This is a genomic window from Rhodococcus spelaei (assembly GCF_006704125.1).
Lineage (GTDB): Bacteria > Actinomycetota > Actinomycetes > Mycobacteriales > Mycobacteriaceae > Rhodococcus_G > Rhodococcus_G spelaei.
On record NZ_VIGH01000003.1, the window covers coordinates 468,214 to 487,993 of the forward strand.

Below are 19,780 nucleotides of genomic sequence, written 5' to 3' on the forward strand. Positions count from 1 at the left end.
GTGGCACTTCCCGACGACATCAGCCGCCTGGCCGGGCGCGGCGTGCTGGTCACCGGTGCACGGGTGTCCGGCCTGGCACTGATCGCGCCGCTGCGGGACCTCGGCGCCGAGGTGACCCTCGCGGACGGCGACCAGGGCCTGCTCGACGCGGCCGCAGCCGAACACGGGGTCGGGGTGTGCACGCCCGACCAGGCGGTCGCGGACATCGCCCGCTTCTCGCTGGTAGTCACCAGCCCGGGGTGGCGCCCGGACGCCCCGGTGCTCGCCGCCGCGGCCGGGGCCGGCATCCCGATCTGGGGGGACGTCGAGTTCGCCTGGCGGCTCGACCTCGCCGAGTTCTACGGACCCGCCCGCCGCTGGCTGGTGGTGACCGGGACGAACGGCAAGACCACCACCACCTCGATGCTCGAGTCGATCCTGCGCGCTGCCGGGATTCCCGCGGTGGCGTGCGGCAACATCGGCCTCCCGATCACCGACGCGCTCCGCGCCGGGACGAGGGAGACACCGGGTACCCGCAACGACGTGCTGGCCGTCGAACTGTCCAGTTTCCAACTGCACTGGGCGCCGTCCGTGCACCCGGCGGCGGGCGCGGTGCTCAACATCGCCGAGGACCACCTGGACTGGCACGGCGGCATGCAGGGCTATGTCGACGCCAAGGCGCGGGCGCTGACCGGGGAGGTCGCCGTGCTCGGCCTGGACGACCCGGTCGCCGCGGGCCTGGCCGGGCGCAGCGGCGTCGGCCGCACCGTCGGATTCCGCCTCGGGGTCCCGACGACCGGCGAATTCGGCATCGACGGCGACCGCCTCGTGGATCGGGCGTTCGCCACCGACGAGACCCTCGCGCTGACCGAGGAGATCACCCCGCCCGGACCCGCCGGACTGATGGACGCGCTGGCCGCGGCCGCGCTCGCCCGGTCGATCGGGGTGTCCCCGGCCGCGGTGCGGGACGGTCTGCGCCGCTACCAGGTGGGCCCGCACCGGGCCGCGCTGGTCGCCGAGGTCGGCGGCGTCGCGTACATCGACGACTCCAAGGCGACCAACCCACACGCGGCGCGAGTGTCGATCCTCGCGCATCCGCGGGTGGTCTGGGTGGCCGGCGGACTGCTCAAGGGTGCGAGCGTGGACGAGTTGGTCGCGGAGGTCGCGGACCGACTGGTCGGGGCGGTGCTGCTGGGCCGCGATGCGGCGCAGATCGCAGCCGCGCTGGCCCGACACGCGCCGCAGGTCCCCGTCGTCCGCGTCGACCGGGGGCACGATGATCGGGTGACCACGACCGACGCGCCCGACGCCGTGATGGCGCGCGCGGTCGAGGCCGCGGCCGCGCTGGCCGGCCCGGGGGACACCGTGCTGCTCGCGCCGGCGGCCGCCTCGCTCGACATGTTCGCCGACTACGGCCACCGCGGCCGCAGTTTCGCTGATGCGGTACGCGCCCTCGACCGGCCCGGGGATGCCGGAGCGGAGCCTGCGCAGCGACCGAAGGACGCCGGAGCGGAGCCTGCGCAGCGACCGAAGGACGCCGGATGAAGACCCCAGCGGGTCCGCGCGCTCGGTCGAGGGCGTCGAAGACCTCGACCGGCCCGCGCACCCGATTCGGTGCCTGGCTGGCCCGGCCGCTGGCGTCGTTCCACCTGATCGTCACCATCGCCATCCTGTTGACGGTGCTCGGCCTGGTGATGGTGTTGTCCGCCTCCAGCGTGGAGGCGTACGCGGACACCGGTTCCGCCTACGGCATGTTCGCCACCCAGGTGATCTTCGCGGCGCTGGGTGCGGTGCTGTTCTACGTGGCGCTGCGGATGCCCGTGCGACTGATGCGCAAGCTCGCCCTGCCCGGCTACGTCGCTTCGCTGGTGATGCTGGTGCTGGTGCTGATACCCGGCATCGGCAAGGAGTCCGGTGGCGCCCGACGCTGGTTCGAGTTCGGTGGACTGTCGTTCCAGCCGTCCGAGCTGGCGAAGGTCGCGCTGGTCATCTGGGGTGCGCACCTGCTCGCGTCCCGACGCGCCGAGCACGCGAGCCTGAAGGAACTCGTCATCCCGCTGGTGCCGGCCGCGTTGATCGCCTTCGCGCTGGTGGTGATGCAGCCGAACCTGTCGACCACGATCGCGCTCGGCATCATCCTCGCCGCCCTGCTGTGGTTCGCCGGTCTGCCGCTGAAGCTGTTCCTCGGCATCATCACCACCGGCGGTGCGATCGCTGTGGTGCTGGCGTTCACCGCCGGCTACCGGTCCGCGCGAGTGAAGGCGTTCCTCAACCCGGGCGACGACCCGCAGGGCATCGGGTACCAGGGCAGGCAGGCGAAGTTCTCACTCGCCGACGGCGGGCTGTTCGGGCGCGGCCTCGGACAGTCCCGGGCCAAGTGGAGCTACCTGCCGAACGCGCACAACGACTTCATCTTCGCGATTATCGGCGAGGAACTCGGGTTCATCGGCTGCCTGGCGGTGATCATCCTGCTGGCGCTGTTCGTCTTCGCGGGACTGCGCATCGCGATGCGCTCGATCGACCCCTTCCTGCGACTGCTGACCGCCACCGCGACCACCTGGATCCTGGCTCAGGCCATGATCAACATCGGCTACGTCATCGGCCTGCTGCCCGTCACCGGACTGCAGCTGCCGCTGGTCTCCGCGGGCGGCAGTTCGATCGCGATCACCCTGCTGATGTTCGGCATCATCGCGAACGCCGCGCGGCACGAGCCGGAGGCCGTGGCCGCGCTGCACGCCGGTCAGGACGGACGCTTCGCCAGGCTGCTGCGACTGCCCAAGCCGGAGCAGTACTCGCCGGAGCGCGCCGAGGCGGCCCGCCGGGCGGCGCAGGCCAAGGCCGCGCAGAAGCGGGCGGCCCAGCAGCGGGCGGCCCAGCAGCGTGCCGCGCAGGAGCGGGCGGCGCAGCGCAGGCTCGCCGAAGCACCGCGCCGGCAGGCCCCGGCCCGTGGCCGTCCGGCCGACCCTCGGCGCGGCGATGCCCGCGGCAGGCAGGCACTACCATCGGACGAGCGGACACGACGGTCGAGCGGCCGCACAGGAGAGCGAGGATTTCGTAGGTGAGCGGCACATCAGACACACCACCCGTCGCTTCGCCCGCCTCGGGGACACCACCCGTCGCTTCACCCGCCTCGGGGACACCACCCGTCACGTCACCCCGCTCAGGATCGCTGTCCGTCGTCGTCGCCGGCGGCGGCACCGCAGGCCACATCGAACCCGCGCTGGCGGTCGCCGACGCGCTGCGCCGGCTGGACCCCACCGTCACCGTGACCGCGCTCGGCACCGCGCGCGGCCTCGAGACGACCCTCGTGCCGGAGCGGGGCTACCCGCTCGAACTCATCCCGCCGGTGCCGCTACCGCGCAAACCCACGATGGACCTGCTGCGCCTGCCCGGCCGGGTGCGCGCCTCCGTCCGCCGCACCCGCGAGGTCCTCGACCGCGCCGAGGCCGACGTGATCGTCGGGTTCGGCGGCTACGTGGCGCTGCCCGCGTACCTCGCGGCGGGACGGGGAGTCCTGCGCCGGCGCCGTGCCGTTCCGGTGGTGGTGCACGAGGCCAACGCGAGCGCGGGCATCGCGAACAAGATCGGAGCGCGGCTCGCAACACGGGTGCTCGCGGCGGTGCCCGGCTCCGGCGTCGCGAAGGATGCCGAGATCGTCGGCATCCCGGTCCGAGCCTCGATCACCGGACTCGACCGCACCGCGCTGCGCGCCGAGGCCCGCGCACACTTCGGACTGCCCGCCGACGGCCCGGTGCTGCTCGTGACCGGTGGCTCACAGGGCGCGCGGTCCCTCAACGAGGCAATCTCCGGTGCCGCGGAAGCGCTTGCCGCAGCAGGTGTCTCGGTGCTGCACGCACACGGTCCCAAGAACACCCTCGACGTGGAGCAGTCCAACGCGGCGGCGCCGTACGTCGCGGTGCCATACCTGTCCCGGATGGACCTGGCCTACGCGGCCGCCGACGCGACCGTCTGCCGGTCCGGGGCGATGACCGTCGCGGAGGTGTCCGCAGTCGGGCTGCCCGCCGTCTACGTCCCGCTGCCGCACGGCAACGGGGAGCAGGAACTCAACGCCCGGCCGGTGGTCGCCGCGGGTGGCGGCATGCTGGTGGCGGACGCCGACCTGACGCCGAAGTACGTGGCAGACACCGTGATCCCGTTGCTCACCGATCCCGACCGGCTCGCCGCGATGAGCGCGGCCGCCGCGGGTGCCGGGCACCGGGACGCAGCGGACACGGTCGCCGCGATCGTGCTCGAGGTGGCCCGGGCGGCGGAGAACGCCGGGCCGACCGACAAGGCTGGGGGACAACGATGAACGAGACCGATCTGCCCGAACACCTGCAACGCGTGCACATGGTCGGTATCGGCGGTGCGGGCATGTCGGGCATCGCGCGAATCCTGTTGGCGCGCGGCGGGCAGGTGTCCGGGTCCGACGCCAAGGAGAGCCGGACGGTGCTCGCGCTGCGGGCCCGCGGCGCACAGGTACGCATCGGACACGACGGCGGCGCCCTCGACCTCCTGCCCGGCGGGCCGACGGTGGTGGTCACCACCCACGCCGCGATCCCGAAGGACAACCCCGAACTGGTCGCCGCCGCGGCCCGCGGCATCCCGGTCATCCTGCGACCGGCGGTGCTGGCGTCGCTGATGCGCGGTCACCGCACGCTTCTGGTCGCGGGTACCCACGGCAAGACCTCGACCACGTCGATGCTGGTGGTCGCGCTGCAGCACTGCGGTGTGGACCCCTCCTTCGCGGTCGGTGGCGAACTCAACGAGGCAGGCACCAACGCGCACCACGGCTCCGGGGACGTCTTCGTCGCGGAGGCCGACGAGAGCGACGGCTCACTGCTGCAGTACGACCCGAACGTCGTGATCGTGACGAACGTCGAGGCCGACCACCTGGACTACTTCGGCACGACCGAGGCGTACGTCCAGGTCTTCGACGACTTCGCCGAGCGGATCGCGCCCGGCGGGTTGCTGGTGGTCTGCCTCGACGACCCGGGGTCGGCGGCCCTGGCCGAGCGGGTCGCGGCGCGCGGGCTGCCGATCCGGGTTCTCGGCTACGGCAGCGGTGACGCGACCGGTGGCTCGGCGGGAGGTGGCGTCGAACTCGGTGCGCGCCTGCTCAGCTGGGAGGCCCGCGATGTCGGTGGTGTCGCCGAGGTCCAGTTGTCCGGCGAAAGCGGTTCGCGCACACTGCGACTGGCCGTCCCTGGCAGGCACATGGCACTCAACGCGCTCGGCGCGATCCTGGCCGCCCGCGAGGTGGGTGCGTCGGTCGACGAAATCTTCGAGGGCATCGGCGGATTCGGCGGGGTGCACCGCCGCTTCCAGTACACCGGCCGCGAGAACGGCGTGCGGGTGTTCGACGACTACGCCCATCACCCGACGGAGGTGCGGGCCGTGCTCGGCGCCGCACGCGAACTGGTTCGCGCCGGTGGCGGCCGCGTGATCGTGGCCTTCCAGCCGCACCTGTACTCACGGACCGCGGCGTTCGCGACCGAGTTCGGCGCCGCACTCGACCTCGCCGACGAGGTGGTCGTGCTCGACGTCTACGGCGCCCGCGAGGAGCCACTGCCCGGCGTGAGCGGCGCGCTTGTCGCGCAGGCGGTCTCGCGGCCGGTGCACTACCAGCCGGACCTGTCGGTCGCGCCGCGTCAGGTGGCCTCGCTGGCGCGCTCCGGCGACATCGTGATCACGATGGGCGCCGGCGACGTGACGATGCTGGGCAAGGAGATTCTCGGCGCGCTGGCCGCCTCGCCGGCGGTGGCACGGTCGCGGACCGGTTCGGGGCGGGCCGGGGAGTCGTCGTGAGCGCGGACCGGCGCTCGGGGCGTTCCGAGCGCGCCGGTCGGCCGGGACGGGCCGGGGCCGAGCGGTCCGCGCGGCCCGGGACGCGGCGGCAGGCGCGGCCGGATCAGGCACGCGAGGCCCGAGTCGACGAGCCCGGTCAGGGTGCCGAGCGGGACCGGGACGGGCGCCAGGATCAGCGCCGACCGGCGGATTCGGCCGCGAAAGCCGGCCCGGCGCCGAAGAAGTCGCGCCGGACGCGTCGCCCGAAGGTCCGCCGCGTACGGAACCGCAAGCCGATCCTGCTGACGGCGCTCGCCGTCGTGGTCGTCGTCGGGCTCGGCGTCGCGGCATGGTTCACGCCGGTGTTGTCCGCCCGCAAGATCACCGTGGTCGGCAACGTCGGTGTCTCCAGCGACGAGATCCTGTCGGCGCTGGCCGTCCCGGTCGGAAAGCCGTTGTTGCGCATCGACACCGGTGCGGCGGCGCAGCGGGTGGCCTCGATCGCGAAGGTCGACCACGCGCGGGTCGAGCGCGCCTACCCGTCGACCGTCCGGGTGACGGTCGTGGAGCGGGCCCCCGCGGTGTTCTACGACGCTCCGGAGGGCACGCACCTGATGGATGCGTCCGGGGTGGCCTACGCCATCGAGCCGGCGCCGCCGGGAGTGCCGCGACTGAAGACGGAGCATCCGGGCCGCGACGATCCGGCCACGGTCGACGCGTTGGCGGCTGTCACGGCACTGCCGCCGGAGTTGCGTGGGCAGGTGACCGAGGTAGCGGTCGGGTCGTTGGACGACATTCGGCTGGCGTTGACCGACGACCGGCAACTGATCTGGGGGAGTGCGGCGAATTCGGCGCGCAAGGCGGCAATTGCTCCGCCGTTGCTGAGTCAGCCGGGCAAGGTCTACGACGTGTCGAGTCCGGACCTGCCGACAATTCGGTGACGGCTCGCGACAAATCGCCGCGCTCGTCGGCGCGCCTGCTGGCGGATCGTGGTCCGCATGCATAGCGTTTCGCCTCAGTCAGCTACTTGACATAACTGTAAGCCTATGGTTGAGGTTGAGGGTTTAGGGATTCGACCCGACACGGTCACAATTTGCACAAGCGCCACGCAGATTGCACCAGCATCATCAGTAACCTCAGCAGCACCAGTAACGTCAGTACGACAAGCAACGTCAGTACTGCTAGCAACATCAGTACCGCTAGCAACACCCAGTGCGAATTCACACACACGGAAGGCGAGAGCCCATGACGCCCCCGCACAACTACCTCGCCGTTATCAAGGTCGTCGGCATCGGCGGCGGCGGCGTAAATGCGGTCAACCGCATGATCGAGCAGGGACTCAAGGGAGTCGAGTTCATCGCCGTCAACACCGACGCCCAGGCGCTGCTGATGAGCGACGCCGACGTCAAGCTCGACGTCGGACGTGAACTGACCCGCGGTCTCGGCGCAGGCGCCGATCCGGAGGTCGGCCGAAAGGCCGCCGAGGACCACAAGGACGAGATCGAAGAGGTGCTCAAGGGTGCCGACATGGTCTTCGTCACCGCAGGCGAGGGCGGTGGCACCGGCACCGGCGGCGCGCCCGTCGTCGCCAGCATCGCGCGCAAGCTCGGTGCCCTGACCGTCGGCGTCGTCACGCGCCCGTTCTCCTTCGAGGGCAAGCGTCGTGGCGGCCAGGCCGACAGTGGCATCCAGGCGCTGCGCGAGTCCTGCGACACCCTCATCGTCATCCCGAACGACCGGCTGCTCCAGCTCGGCGACGCCGCGGTCAGCCTGATGGATGCGTTCCGCTCCGCAGACGAGGTGCTGCTCAACGGCGTGCAGGGCATCACCGACCTGATCACCACTCCGGGTCTGATCAACGTCGACTTCGCGGACGTCAAGGGCGTCATGTCCGGTGCGGGCAGCGCCCTGATGGGCATCGGTTCCTCCCGTGGTGAGGGTCGGGCCATCAAGGCGGCCGAGTCGGCGATCAACTCGCCGCTGCTCGAGGCCTCGATGGAAGGCGCGCGGGGCGTGCTGCTCTCGATCGCGGGCGGATCCGACCTGGGTCTGTTCGAGATCAACGAGGCGGCCTCGCTCGTGCAGGAGGCCGCGCACATCGACGCCAACATCATCTTCGGCACCGTGATCGACGACTCGCTCGGTGACGAGGTCCGGGTGACCGTCATCGCCGCCGGCTTCGACGGCGGCGCCCCGGTGCGCCGGGCGGTCGAGCCCGCGCCCAACGCGGGCCGCGGAAACATCGGTGTCGGTCGGGCGGGGGAGATCGGACGCCCGCCCGCCGGTTCGCCCGAGGAATCCGCCGCGGCGCCGGCAGCGGCCCCGCAGCAGCGTGCGCCCCAGCACAGCGCCGAGACCCGCGACCGTCGCGAGGCTCGGGACACGGGCGCCTCCAGCCTGCCGCCGATCCCGGTCGGCGCCTCGACTCGGGCCGTTCCGGTCCCGACCGAGGAAGGCGAGGACGAGGTGGACGTGCCCGACTTCATGCGTCGGTGACGGTGCGCTCAGGTCGTTCCGCAGGCTCGACTCCTGCCCGCGTTCGGGTCCGCCGGGTCGTCACCTCGCGGACCGGCGGCGTCTCGGCGGCCCCCTACGACTCGTTCAACCTCGGTGACCACGTCGGCGACGACCCGGCCGCGGTCGACGCCAACCGGCGTCGGCTCGCGGCCGGTATCGGGTTGCCGTTCGAGCGTCTGGTGTGGATGGAACAGATCCACAGCCGCAACGTCACCGTCGTCGACGGCCCGGTCGACGGGCCCGTCGAGGCGACCGATGCGCTGGTCACGGACGTTCCGAACCTGGCGTTGGTGGTTCTGACCGCTGACTGTGTGCCGCTGTTGCTCTCCGACGACGTGGCCGGGGTGATCGCCGCGGTGCACGCGGGTCGGGTCGGCGCCCGGATCGGCATCGTGCCTCGGGTGCTCGACGCGATGGTCGCCAAGGGTGCCGCCGTGGAGCGGATCGGTGCCTTCTTCGGTCCTGCCGCCAGCGGACGCCAGTACGAGGTGCCCGCGGCGATGCGGGCCGACGTCGAGGCGCACCTGCCCGGCAGCGCGACCACGACCGTGCGCGGCACCCCGGGTCTCGACCTGCGGGCCGGCCTGCGCCGACAGTTGGCCGAGGCTGGCGTCGGTGGCATCGCCGAGGACCCGCGCTGCACGATCGAGGACCGCACCCTGTTCAGCTACCGGCGGTCGGGGACGACCGGCCGGATCGCGGGCGCTGTGTGGATGGAGCCGATCGACGGTGAGTGACGACCGCGCCGCGCAGATCGCGACCGCACTCGGCGAGGTCCGGGCCCGACTGTCGCGTGCCTGCGTCGACGCGGGCAGGGAGCCGGCCGAGGTGCAACTGCTCCCGGTGACCAAGTACTTCCCGGCGTCCGACGCGCGGATCCTGTACTCACTGGGCTGTCGCGATTTCGGCGAGTCCCGCGAGCAGGAGGCGTCGGCGAAGGTGCGCGAGCTCGACGACCTGCCCGGCGTCCGCTGGCACATGATCGGCAGCCTGCAGCGCAACAAGGCCCGCGCTGTCGCGGGGTGGGCCCATACCGTCCACTCGGTCGACAGTGGCCGGTTGGTGGAGGCGCTGTCGAAGGGCGCCGTCGCGGCCCTCTCGGACGGTGCACGAACCGAGCCGCTGCGGGTACTGCTCCAGGTCAGCCTCGACGCGGACCCCGGACGCGGCGGGGTGCCGCCCGCCGAGTTGCCCGAGTTGGCGCGCCACACCGCGACCGCGGGGGGGCTGGCACTGGCCGGACTGATGGCGGTGCCCCCGCTCGGTGCCGATCCCGACGCGGCCTTCGAGACGCTGTCCGGCCTGCATCGGGAGCTGCTGCACGAGCATCCGGACGCGACCACGCTGTCGGCTGGCATGACCGGCGACCTCGAGAGTGCCGTCCGACACGGATCCACCTGCGTGCGTGTCGGAACCGCGTTGTTGGGCTCGCGGCCGATAACCTCGGATTGATCGGCGTCCCGACCGATTCGCCGCCACGCCAAGGAAGGTCGATCGATGAGCACTCTGCACAAGTTCAAGGCTTACTTCGGCATGGTCCCGCTCGAGGATTACGAAGACGACTATCTCGAGGAGCCGCGTCGTTCGCCGCGCGGTGGCCGGTACGAGGACGGTCTCGACGGCGGCTACGAGGACGACGGCTACCCGGACCGCGGACTCGACGACATCGAGCGGCAGCCCGCACCGCGACGGATGGAGCCGCTGCCCTCCCGCAGCGCCCGTCCGGGAGTTTCCGCGGGACCCGCACCGCGTGTCACGTCCACTCGTGGCGCGCTCGCGGTCGACGCGCGCACCGAGTCTCGCATCGAGAGCAGGCGTGCCCCGGTCTTCGACGAGGGGGGACCGCTGTCGAAGATCACCACGCTGCGTCCGCGCGACTACGGCGAGGCGCGCATCATCGGTGAGCGGTTCCGTGACGGAACGCCCGTCATCATGGATCTCGTCGAGATGAGCAATGCCGACGCCAAGCGACTGGTGGACTTCGCCGCCGGCCTCGCGTTCGCGCTGCGCGGTTCGTTCGACAAGGTGGCGACGAAGGTGTTCCTGCTCTCACCCGCGGACATCGACGTGTCGGCTGAGGAGCGCCGCCGGATCGCCGAGAACGGCTTCTACAATCAGAAATAACGAGTCGTCGGGGGCTCGCCTCGGGCGGGTCCGGACAGGTGCGGTCGGGGGTTCCCGGCCGCACCTGGTTTTGATTGCTCCCGATGTGTCAGGCAGAGTGGTGGCGTGCCCTTGTTCGCGGTGATCTACTTCGTGCTGTTCGTTTTCTGGTTGCTGATCATCGGACGAATCATCGTCGAGTTCATCCGGACATTCGCGAGGGATTGGCGGCCCACCGGTTTTGTGGTCGTCATTCTCGAAGCCATATTTACGGTCACGGATCCTCCGATCAAGTTGCTGCGGCGACTTATTCCATCGGTATCGCTCGGTGGAGTTCGGTTGGATCTTTCAATCATGGTCTTGCTCTTCGTCGTGTTCATCCTGATGCAGGTCGTTCAGAGGCTTGCAGTATGACGCGCACGAATCAGCTTGTGGCGCAACCTCCGGGTCTGGTGTGACAGAATGGACGCCAGTTACAGTGCGAATGCGTGGAGCAGCACTGGATGCGCTATAACTGAATGCTTGCTAGACCGCCAACAGATGCGTGAAGGGATCCTTCCATGCCGCTGACACCAGCTGATGTTCACAACGTCGCGTTCAGCAAGCCGCCTATCGGTAAGCGGGGCTACAACGAGGACGAGGTAGACGCGTTTCTCGACCTCGTCGAGCAGGAGCTGACGCGACTGATCGAGGAGAACGCGGACCTCCGCCAGCGCGTGGGTGAGCTCGACCAGGAGCTCGCGGATGCGAAGAAGGCTCCCCGCCCCGCGGGTGCGGCCCCCGAGCCGGCCCGCGTCGTCGAGCCGCCCAAGCCGGTGGCGCCCGCGCCCGTCGCGGCCCCCGTCGCTGCTGCTCCCGTGGCCCGTACCGGCAGCACCGAGGAAGCGAACCTGCAGGCCGCCAAGATCCTGGGTCTGGCGCAGGAGATGGCCGACCGTCTCACGGGCGACGCGAAGACCGAGTCCGAGCAGCTCGTCACCACCGCGCGCACCAACTCCGAGCAGCTGGTGAGCGACGCGCGCACCCGCTCGGAGTCGATGATCGCCGACGCCCGGCAGAAGTCCGAGGCCCTTCTCTCCGACGCCCAGACCCGGTCCGAGACGCAGCTGCGTCAGGCGAAGGAGAAGGCGGACGCGCTGCAGGCCGACGCCGAGAAGAAGCACACCGAGATCATGGCCACCATCAATCAGCAGCGCAGCGTGCTGGAGGGTCGGATCGAGCAGCTCAAGACGTTCGAGCGCGAGTACCGGGTGCGGCTGAAGTCCTACCTGGAGTCGCAGCTCGAGGAGCTCGAGCAGCGCGGTTCGGCTGTCCCGGTCGACGGTGGCCAGGACGCCTTCGGTGGCGAGTCCAAGCCCGGCGTCGGCCAGTCCTTCGCCAAGGGAAGCAACTGATCGGGTTCCGCTAGGTCCGTGCTCGATCCGGTCCACCTCAGGGGATTGTCGTGCTGGTCCTGACGCTCGCGATGGCGGCGGTGGGGTTCGCCCTACTAGTGCTCGCCCTGATGACAGGCTCGGTTGTGTGGGCCTGGGGATGCATCGTGGTTTGTGTGATCGGTGCGGTGTTGCTGCTCGTCGGGTCGCTGCGTGGCGGTACGGCGTCCGACGAGGACTCGCAGAGCCGCGGCCGACACAGCTCCACCTGACCACCCGCAACGACCGAACTTCGAGTTCGGTCGTTGCGGTTGCCCCGTTTCGGGGTGATTTGACGGGTCCGACTAGAATCGGGTCCAGGCATCGATCCGGCCATCACCGGGGAGTCTTCGGAAGAACGGCGTGCACGCACGCTCACTAGAACCGAACGGGTGGGCCCGTCACAGCCCGTGTGAGAGGTCCGCCGACGGATACCCGTCTCCGGTGGGCAAGCGGGGTGGTACCGCGGCCAGGCGCACAGGCGCCCACGTCGTCCCCGTGCCGAACAGCAGGCACGAGGGAGATGACGGAGTTGACCGAGTCGACGAACGGCGCAGCCGACGTGAGCGCCACCTATCCACGCGTGGACCTCGGCGGTGGCAAGGCCGGCGCCAGCATCAACTTCCCGGAACTCGAGCAGCGTGTGCTCGCCGCGTGGGATGCCGACGACACCTTCCACGCATCCGTCGAGAACCGCGCCGATGCCGACGAGTTCGTCTTCTACGACGGCCCGCCCTTCGCGAACGGGTTGCCGCACTACGGCCACCTGCTCACCGGCTACGTCAAGGACCTGATCCCGCGCTACCAGACCATGCGCGGCAAGAAGGTCGAGCGGCGCTTCGGCTGGGACTGCCACGGCCTGCCCGCCGAACTCGAGGCGGAGAAGCAGCTCGGGATCAAGGACAAGTCGCAGATCGACGCGATGGGTCTCGCCGAGTTCAACGCGTACTGCAAGCAGTCCGTACTCCGCTACACCGACGAGTGGCGCGACTACGTGACCCGGCAGGCCCGCTGGGTGGACTTCGACAACGACTACAAGACCCTGGATCTGGACTTCATGGAGTCCGTCATGTGGGCGTTCAAGGAGCTCTACGACAAGGGTCTGATCTATCAGGGCTTCCGGGTACTGCCGTACAGCTGGTACGAGCAGACCCCGCTGTCGAACCAGGAGACCCGGCTCGACGACGCCTACAAGATGCGCCAGGACCCGGCCGTCACGGTCGACATGGTGCTCACAGTGCCTTCGGGTCACTCCGCAGGCTCCGCTCCTGCCCCCGGGCTCGCCGACCTGGACGGCGCGAACGCCCTGATCTGGACCACCACGCCGTGGACGCTGCCGTCCAACCTGGCGGTCGCGGTGCACCCCGAGGTCGACTACGTGCAGGTCAAGGGTCTCGATGGCAAGCGCTACGTGCTCGCCGCGGCCCGGGTCGGCCACTATGCCCGCGAGCTCGGGGAGACCCCCGAGGTGCTCGGCGAGTACATGGGCGCCGACCTGGTCGGACTGTCCTACGAGCCGCCGTTCGACTTCTTCCACGGCCCCGACAAGGGTCACGCCAACGCGCACCGGGTGCTTTCCGCCGACTACGTCACCACCGACTCCGGCACCGGAATCGTCCACCTCGCACCGGCTTTCGGTGAGGAGGACATGGATGTCGCCACGGCCAACGGCATCGAGATCGTGCAGCCGCTCGACCCGGGCGGAAAGTTCACGTCGATGGTCCCGCCGTACGAGGGCCTGCAGGTCTTCGACGCCAACCCGGTGATCATCAAGGACCTCAAGGCCGCCGGAAAACTGTTGCGGCACGAGACGATCGAGCACTCGTACCCGCACAGCTGGCGGTCCGGACAGCCGCTGATCTACATGGCTGTGCCGTCGTGGTTCGTCGCCGTGACCAAGTTCCGCGACCGGATGGTCGAGCTGAACCAGGAGATCACCTGGGTGCCCGAGCACATCAAGGACGGCCAGTTCGGCAAGTGGCTCGAGGGTGCCCGCGACTGGAACATCAGCCGAAACCGCTACTGGGGCAGCCCGATCCCGGTGTGGAGCTCCGACGACCCGGCCTACCCGCGGCTGGACGTCTACGGTTCGCTGGATCAGCTCGAGGCGGACTTCGGGGTGCGGCCGACCGACCTGCACCGGCCGATGATCGACGACCTGGTGCGGCCGAACCCGGACGACCCGACCGGCAAGTCGATGATGCGGCGCGTTCCCGAGGTGCTGGACTGCTGGTTCGAGTCCGGCTCGATGCCGTACGCCCAGGTGCACTACCCGTTCGAGAACCGGGAGTGGTTCGACGGCGGTAATGGTCAGGAGGCGCGTAACCCCGGCGACTTCATCGTCGAGTACAACGGCCAGACCCGCGGCTGGTTCTACACGCTGCACGTGCTCGCGACCGCGCTCTTCGATCGTCCGGCCTTCAAAACCGTTGCCGCCCATGGCATCGTTCTCGGCGACGACGGCCTGAAGATGAGCAAGTCCAAGGGCAACTACCCGGACGTCAAGGAGGTCTTCGACCGCGACGGCTCCGACGCCATGCGCTGGTTCCTGATGTCCTCGCCGATCCTGCGCGGCGGCAACCTGGTCGTCACCGAGCAGGGCATCCGGGAGGGTGTGCGCCAGGCCCTGCTGCCGATGTGGAACGCGTGGAGCTTCCTGCAGCTGTACGCTTCGAAGCCCGGTACCTGGCGTACCGACTCGCCGAACGTGCTGGACCGGTACATCCTGGCGAAGTTGGCGGCCACCCGGGACGCGATCACCGAGGCGCTCGACGTCAACGACATCGCGGGTGCCTGCGACGAGCTGCGCACCTTCTGCGACGCCTTGACGAACTGGTATGTGCGCCGGTCGCGTTCGCGGTTCTGGGACGAGGACCGCGACGCGATCGACACACTGCACACGGTGCTCGAGGTGGTGTGCCGACTGGGCGCGCCGCTGCTGCCGCTGGCCACCGAGGTGATCTGGCGCGGGCTGACCGGTGGCCGGTCCGTGCACCTGACCGACTGGGTGGGCGCCGACGAGCTGCCGGCCGATGCCGAACTGGTCGAGTCGATGGACGAGGTGCGCTCCGTCTGCGGCGCGGTCCTCGGCCTGCGCAAGGCACAGAACCTGCGGGTGCGGCTGCCGCTGCCGGAGGTCACCGTCGCGGCCGCGGGCGCCGAGAGGCTGCGCCCGTTCCTCGGCATCATCGCCGACGAGGTCAACGTCCGGAAGGTCGACCTGACCGAGGACGTCGACGTGCACGGCCGGTTCGAGCTCGTCGTCAACGCCCGCGCTGCCGGCCCCCGGCTCGGGAAGAACGTGCAGACCGTGATCAAGGCCGTCAAGGCCGGCGACTGGACCGAGACCGACGGCGTCGTGAGCGCTGCGGGCATCGCGCTGCTGCCGGAGGAGTACACACAGCGCCTGGTCGCCGCCGAACCGGAGTCGACCGCGGCATTGCCCGCCAATGCCGGCCTGGTCGTGCTGAACTCCCAGGTCACCGAGGAGCTCGAGGCCGAGGGCTGGGCCAAGGACCGGATCCGCGAGCTGCAGGACGCCCGCCGCGCGGCCGGCCTGGACGTCTCCGATCGGATCGTGGTGACGCTCGAAGTGCCTGCCGAACGGGTCGACTGGGCGCGGCTCCATCGCGACCTGATCGCCGGCGAGATCCTGGCCACCTCACTGGAGTTGGGCGTGGCCGGTGCCGACGCGGTCGAGCTCGGCGAGGGCGTGCGGGCGAGCGTGGCGAAGGCCTGAGCGGAGCCGAACTGTCGGTGCGGCGGCGTAGGTTGCTGTCATGAGCACCAGCAAGGAGACGGTCGCGTACGTCCTGGGGCAGCTCGAGCCCCTGGACGTGCGCGCCCGGTCGATGTTCGGTGAGTACGCCGTGTACTGCGACGGCAAGGTGGTCGGCTTCGTCTGCGACGACACGCTTCTCGTCAAGGTGTCCGACATCTCTGCCGAGTACGCCGCCGACCTTCCGCTGGGCCGGCCCTACCCGGACGCCAAGGACTATCACGCGGTACCCGAGGAACGGATCGACGACGTCGACTGGTTGCAGGAGTTCATCCAGCGCACCGCGGACGTCCTACCGGCGCCGAAGCCGAGGAAGTCCAGAGCACGGAAGCAGTGAGCGACCACCACCGGATTCGCGGTACGCGCTGGGTGCTGCACCTCGACATGGACGCGTTCTTCGCGTCCGTCGAGCAGCTGACCCGGCCGACGCTGCGCGGGCGGCCGGTCCTCGTCGGCGGCCTCGGTGGCCGCGGGGTGGTCGCCGGCGCCAGCTACGAGGCCAGAGCGTTCGGGGCCCGCTCCGCGATGCCGATGCACCAGGCCCGGCGGATGGTCGGGGTCGGGGCGGTGGTGCTGCCGCCGCGTGGCGGCCTGTACTCCGCGCTGAGCAAGACGGTGTTCGATGCCTTGCGCACGAAAATGCCTGTGCTGGAGATGCTGTCGATGGACGAGGCGTTCGGCGAGCCGGCCGAACTGGCGGGCGCCGATGCCGGGACCGTCCGGGCGTTCGCCGAGGAACTCCGGGCGCTGGTATACGTCGAGACGGGCCTGGTCGCGTCGATCGGGGCGGGCTCGGGCAAACAGATCGCGAAGATCGCCTCGGGCCTGGCCAAGCCGGACGGAGTCCGGGTGGTGACCCCGGACGAGCAGGCACCACTGTTCGAGGCGCTGCCGGTGCGCAAGCTGTGGGGGATCGGGCCGGTCGCCGAGGAGCGGCTGCGTCGCCTGGGCATCGAGACCATCGGCGGCCTGGCCGCGACGTCGGAGACCGAGGTCGTCTCGGTGCTCGGGGCGACGCTGGGGCCGGGGCTGCATCGGCTCGCCCGCGGCATCGACGACCGTCCGGTCGCCGAGCGTGCGGACGCCAAACAGGTCAGCGCGGAGACCACCTTCGCGGCCGACCTGGTGACCCTGGACCAGTTGCGTGCGGCGGTCGAACGGACCGGGTCCAGCGCGCATGCCCGACTGCTCCGCGACGGCCGCGCGGCCCGCACGGTCGTGCTCAAGCTGAAGAAGTCCGACATGTCCATCGTGACCCGCTCGGCGACGCTGCCCTACGCCACCGCGGACCGGCAGACGCTGGTGGCCACCGCTCAGCGGCAGGTGATCGACCCCCTCGAGCTGGGTCCGGTGCGACTGGTCGGGGTCTCGCTCGGCGGGCTCTCCTCGACCGCGCAGGGCTCGCTGTTCCCGGATCTGGACCACGGCGCACCCACCGACGAGGCTGTGACTCTCGACACAGCGGCGCCAGCGCAGTCGGTTCAGGTCGCCGCGCCGACCCCGACAACGGACGCGGGTTCGCGGTGGCGTCCGGGCCAGGACGTCGCGCACGCGGAGCTCGGTCACGGCTGGGTACAGGGCTGCGGGCACGGTGTGGTCACCGTCCGGTTCGAAACCCGGTCGACCGGACCGGGCCAGGCGCGCACCTTTTCGGAGTCCGACGCGGGGTTGACGCTCGCCGATCCCGCCGACAGTCTTCGTTAAGGAAGCCCTTATTTTCTTCCTGTTAACTATCGTGACAGGCGTCCGTGGGGGGACCGGCCTGCGCCACACCCGCCCCGCGCGACCCGAGCAGAGCAACCCGAATCGCTCTGGGGTAGAAACGAGCGCCCCGGAAGATCGTCAGAAGTAGTTCATCCGAAGAGAAGGACAAGCAATTGATGCTCCGTAAGACCCTCGTCGCCGGTGCCGCTGTGGCGGCCGTGTTCGCGCTGGGCGCCTGCAGCTCCAGCGACAACACCGCCAGCTCCACCACCACCAAGAAGACCACCGCGGCCGCCACCACCTCGGTCAGCACCCCGCCGGTGCCGACCGCCGCCGAGCTCAACGCGATGCTGGTCAAGGGCCTCGACCCGGCCACCCCGGTCGCCGAGAAGATCACCCTCGTGCAGGACGGTGCCGCCGATCCCGGCCTGTTCGACCAGGTCGCCGCGGCCGCCAAGCAGTCCAACGCCACCGTCACGATCGTCGACCCGATCCTCGACAACGGCGACGGCACCCTGACCGCCACCGTGAACATGAACATTGGCGGCCAGGTCAACCCGGGCACCGCGAACTTCGTCGTCGAGAACGGCCACTGGGTCCTCTCGAAGGAGTACGCCTGCAACATCGTCAAGCTGGCGAACCTCACCTCGCCCGCCTGCGCCTGATCCACCCCGAGCGGACTCCGCTCACCTCGACCGAATGCCGGTGTCCCTTGCGGGGCGCCGGCATTCGGCGTTCCGGGTGGTCCCGGGTCAGCCCGCGACGACGGCGCCGCGGATCCGGTCGACCGCGGTGCTGGCCAGGCCGGTCAGCACCTCCGGCTCGACCGGCTGCTGTCCGGACGCGACCACCTGCAGCACGGTCGACCCGACCATCGCGATCACCACGTCCGAGGTCATCGTCACGCCGTCACTGGCGGTGGTCAGCCGGACCGCGGTCGAGGCGTCGCCGACCTTCGACTGGTCGAGGCCGCCGAGCCGGTAGCCGACCTGCACCCCGTCGGCGTCGGTGCCGCGGTACTCGGTGCACTGCGTCAGCGTCGATTGGATGCGCGTGAAGGCCTGCGACGCACCGGTAGCCGGGAAGCTCGCCGCATCGGTGTCGATGCTGGTGAAGCTCGGGCCGCCGAAGCGGACCGCCGCCCGAGTGAGGGAGCCGGGGGACTGGTCGGCCACCTCGCGCAACACCTCGGCACACGCCTGCGGCGTGGTGCTCGACTTGTCGGCGCCGGCCGCGGCGGTCGCGGGAGGCAGGCCCAGGTCGCGGACCGGGTCGGGGAGTGCGACGAAACCGGCCGGGAGGTCCGCGGCGGTGAGCAGGGCGGCCTGCAGTCGGGCGGCGTCGGCGACGGGTCCGGCGTTCGGAGTAGCGGGGGCGGTCACGGTGACCACTGGTGCCGACGCGGCCGGTTCTGCCTCGCCGGCGCCCCCGCACGCAGTCATGGCGAGAGCAGTCAGCACGAGGACGCCCGCGCCTGCGGCACGTCGCCGTGTCACCGGGAGGCCCACTTGACCTGGCTCGAGGTCGCCTGGCGCAACCGTGTGGTGCTGTTCGGGTCGCTGTACGTCTGCTCGCCCCCGACGTTGACGGTGCCGTCGACCGGCAGCGGCGAGGACAGGTCGAGGACCAGGGTGCCGGTGCCCGCCATCACGTAGGTGTCGATGTTGAGGGTGCCCGCCTCGCCGGGCAGATCCCAGACCTTCGAGGCAGGCGTCTGGTTGACGGAGACCTCGACGGTGAGCCGGTCGCCGTCGCGTGCCTTGAGCGTCGCGGTGGTGACCTGGTTCAGCGCGATCCCGCTCGTCACCTGCTGCGCGACGGTCCAGACCGCGCCGACGCCGATCTCGGCGTCCGGGAACGCGACCGTCCGGTACACGGCCTGGTAGAACGCCTGCTCGATAGCGGAGCGGGCAATGTCCTTGGAGTCGGGTGCCGGGGTGATGCGCAGCGCCGTCACGGAGCCGGACGGGGTGATCGTCAGGCCGGCCTTCGACCCGTCCGAGACCTTCAGCGCGTCCTGCAACCGGGCGTCGGGAGTCGTGAGGGTGCCGAGGGTCAGGTCGACCGCAGACGCGGGATCGTGCTGACCGCCGTTGACCGTCGCGGTCAGCGGCATGCCGAGATCGGGGGTGGAGAAGTCCTGCTGCGCCTGGTCGTCGATCTGCTGGTACACCTTCGAGGTGGTCGTCAGCAACACGTGCTGCGGCACGTTCGTCGCCGGGTGGAACGTCACCTTCTCCCGCGGCTCCACCCCGGGGTCGAGAACCTGTGTCGTGACGGCGGAGACCGGGACGGTCGTCTCGTTGGACGCGGCCGTCGTGGTGGTCGTGGGAGCGGAGTCGTCGCCGCTGCCGCAGGCCGACACGAGGGTGAGGGCGGCGAGCCCCGCGGCGACCAGAGACGCGGTACGCGCAGCGGTGACGGCGAGCGCGGTACGCGCGGCGGGCGAGGGCACGGACCGATTCGAGAACACTGGCACCCGACCAGGTTAGCCACGGCT

At 70.4% G+C, this 19,780-nt stretch carries 18 protein-coding genes; 16 read left to right on the top strand and 2 right to left on the bottom strand.

What is annotated here, in order from left to right; translation table 11 throughout:
* From murD to FK531_RS09040, 16 genes are all read left to right on the top strand, one after another.
* Positions 1 to 1,524, top strand: a complete 1,524-nt coding sequence (murD, locus tag FK531_RS08965; RefSeq protein WP_246098026.1) for a UDP-N-acetylmuramoyl-L-alanine--D-glutamate ligase — start codon at positions 1 to 3, stop codon at positions 1,522 to 1,524.
* Positions 1,521 to 3,041: a putative lipid II flippase FtsW gene (gene ftsW / locus FK531_RS08970; RefSeq protein WP_142097880.1), complete on the top strand. Its 1,521-nt coding sequence runs from the start codon at positions 1,521 to 1,523 to the stop codon at positions 3,039 to 3,041. Before murD ends, ftsW begins: the two co-directional genes overlap by 4 nt.
* 107 nt (positions 3,042 to 3,148) lie before the next feature.
* Positions 3,149 to 4,291 carry an undecaprenyldiphospho-muramoylpentapeptide beta-N-acetylglucosaminyltransferase gene (gene murG, locus FK531_RS08975; RefSeq protein WP_142098259.1) on the top strand — a complete coding sequence of 381 codons (1,143 nt, stop codon included), beginning with the start codon at positions 3,149 to 3,151 and terminating at the stop codon, positions 4,289 to 4,291.
* Positions 4,288 to 5,787 carry a UDP-N-acetylmuramate--L-alanine ligase gene (gene murC / locus FK531_RS08980; protein WP_142097883.1) on the top strand — a complete coding sequence of 500 codons (1,500 nt, stop codon included), beginning with the start codon at positions 4,288 to 4,290 and terminating at the stop codon, positions 5,785 to 5,787. The genes murG and murC overlap by 4 nt, the downstream gene beginning before the upstream one ends.
* Positions 5,784 to 6,707, top strand: a complete 924-nt coding sequence (locus FK531_RS08985) for a cell division protein FtsQ/DivIB (protein ID WP_142097886.1) — start codon at positions 5,784 to 5,786, stop codon at positions 6,705 to 6,707. The genes murC and FK531_RS08985 overlap by 4 nt, the downstream gene beginning before the upstream one ends.
* A gap of 304 nt (positions 6,708 to 7,011) precedes the next feature.
* A complete protein-coding gene (gene ftsZ / locus FK531_RS08990) occupies positions 7,012 to 8,262 on the top strand; it encodes a cell division protein FtsZ (protein WP_142097889.1) in 1,251 nt (416 codons plus the stop codon).
* Between the two features lie 2 nt (positions 8,263 to 8,264).
* Positions 8,265 to 9,020, top strand: a complete 756-nt coding sequence (gene pgeF / locus FK531_RS08995; protein ID WP_142098262.1) for a peptidoglycan editing factor PgeF — start codon at positions 8,265 to 8,267, stop codon at positions 9,018 to 9,020.
* Positions 9,013 to 9,735, top strand: a complete 723-nt coding sequence (locus FK531_RS09000; RefSeq protein ID WP_142097891.1) for a YggS family pyridoxal phosphate-dependent enzyme — start codon at positions 9,013 to 9,015, stop codon at positions 9,733 to 9,735. The genes pgeF and FK531_RS09000 overlap by 8 nt, the downstream gene beginning before the upstream one ends.
* A 45-nt stretch (positions 9,736 to 9,780) precedes the next feature.
* Positions 9,781 to 10,407 (top strand): cell division protein SepF, encoded by a 627-nt coding sequence (locus FK531_RS09005; RefSeq protein ID WP_142097893.1) that lies wholly within the window; start codon positions 9,781 to 9,783, stop codon positions 10,405 to 10,407.
* A 105-nt stretch (positions 10,408 to 10,512) separates the two neighbouring features.
* On the top strand, positions 10,513 to 10,800 hold the full coding sequence (locus FK531_RS09010) for a YggT family protein (RefSeq protein WP_142097896.1): 288 nt from the start codon (positions 10,513 to 10,515) through the stop codon (positions 10,798 to 10,800).
* A gap of 146 nt (positions 10,801 to 10,946) precedes the next feature.
* Positions 10,947 to 11,780: a DivIVA-like cell division protein Wag31 gene (gene wag31 / locus FK531_RS09015; RefSeq protein ID WP_142097899.1), complete on the top strand. Its 834-nt coding sequence runs from the start codon at positions 10,947 to 10,949 to the stop codon at positions 11,778 to 11,780.
* Positions 11,781 to 11,830: 50 nt separating this feature from the next.
* Complete coding sequence (locus FK531_RS09020; RefSeq protein ID WP_142097902.1) at positions 11,831 to 12,031, top strand: hypothetical protein; 201 nt, start codon at positions 11,831 to 11,833, stop codon at positions 12,029 to 12,031.
* Between the two features lie 290 nt (positions 12,032 to 12,321).
* A complete protein-coding gene (ileS, locus tag FK531_RS09025; protein ID WP_142097905.1) occupies positions 12,322 to 15,537 on the top strand; it encodes an isoleucine--tRNA ligase in 3,216 nt (1,071 codons plus the stop codon).
* A gap of 40 nt (positions 15,538 to 15,577) precedes the next feature.
* Entirely contained in the window at positions 15,578 to 15,913 is a 336-nt protein-coding gene (locus FK531_RS09030; RefSeq protein ID WP_142097908.1) for a TfoX/Sxy family protein, read from the top strand.
* A 47-nt stretch (positions 15,914 to 15,960) separates the two neighbouring features.
* Positions 15,961 to 17,280 carry a DNA polymerase IV gene (locus FK531_RS09035; RefSeq protein WP_494338130.1) on the top strand — a complete coding sequence of 440 codons (1,320 nt, stop codon included), beginning with the start codon at positions 15,961 to 15,963 and terminating at the stop codon, positions 17,278 to 17,280.
* Between the two features lie 176 nt (positions 17,281 to 17,456).
* A complete protein-coding gene (locus FK531_RS09040; protein ID WP_142097911.1) occupies positions 17,457 to 17,945 on the top strand; it encodes a WKL family lipoprotein in 489 nt (162 codons plus the stop codon).
* 87 nt (positions 17,946 to 18,032) lie between these two features.
* Here the strand turns inward: FK531_RS09040 and FK531_RS09045 are convergent, their stop codons facing one another.
* Together FK531_RS09045 and FK531_RS09050 are read right to left on the bottom strand one after the other, a co-directional pair.
* On the bottom strand, positions 18,033 to 18,662 hold the full coding sequence (locus FK531_RS09045) for a sensor domain-containing protein (protein WP_246098028.1): 630 nt from the start codon (positions 18,660 to 18,662) through the stop codon (positions 18,033 to 18,035).
* 110 nt (positions 18,663 to 18,772) lie between these two features.
* Positions 18,773 to 19,735: a hypothetical protein gene (locus tag FK531_RS09050; protein WP_435531031.1), complete on the bottom strand. Its 963-nt coding sequence runs from the start codon at positions 19,733 to 19,735 to the stop codon at positions 18,773 to 18,775.
* Between the last annotated feature and the right edge of the window lie 45 nt (positions 19,736 to 19,780).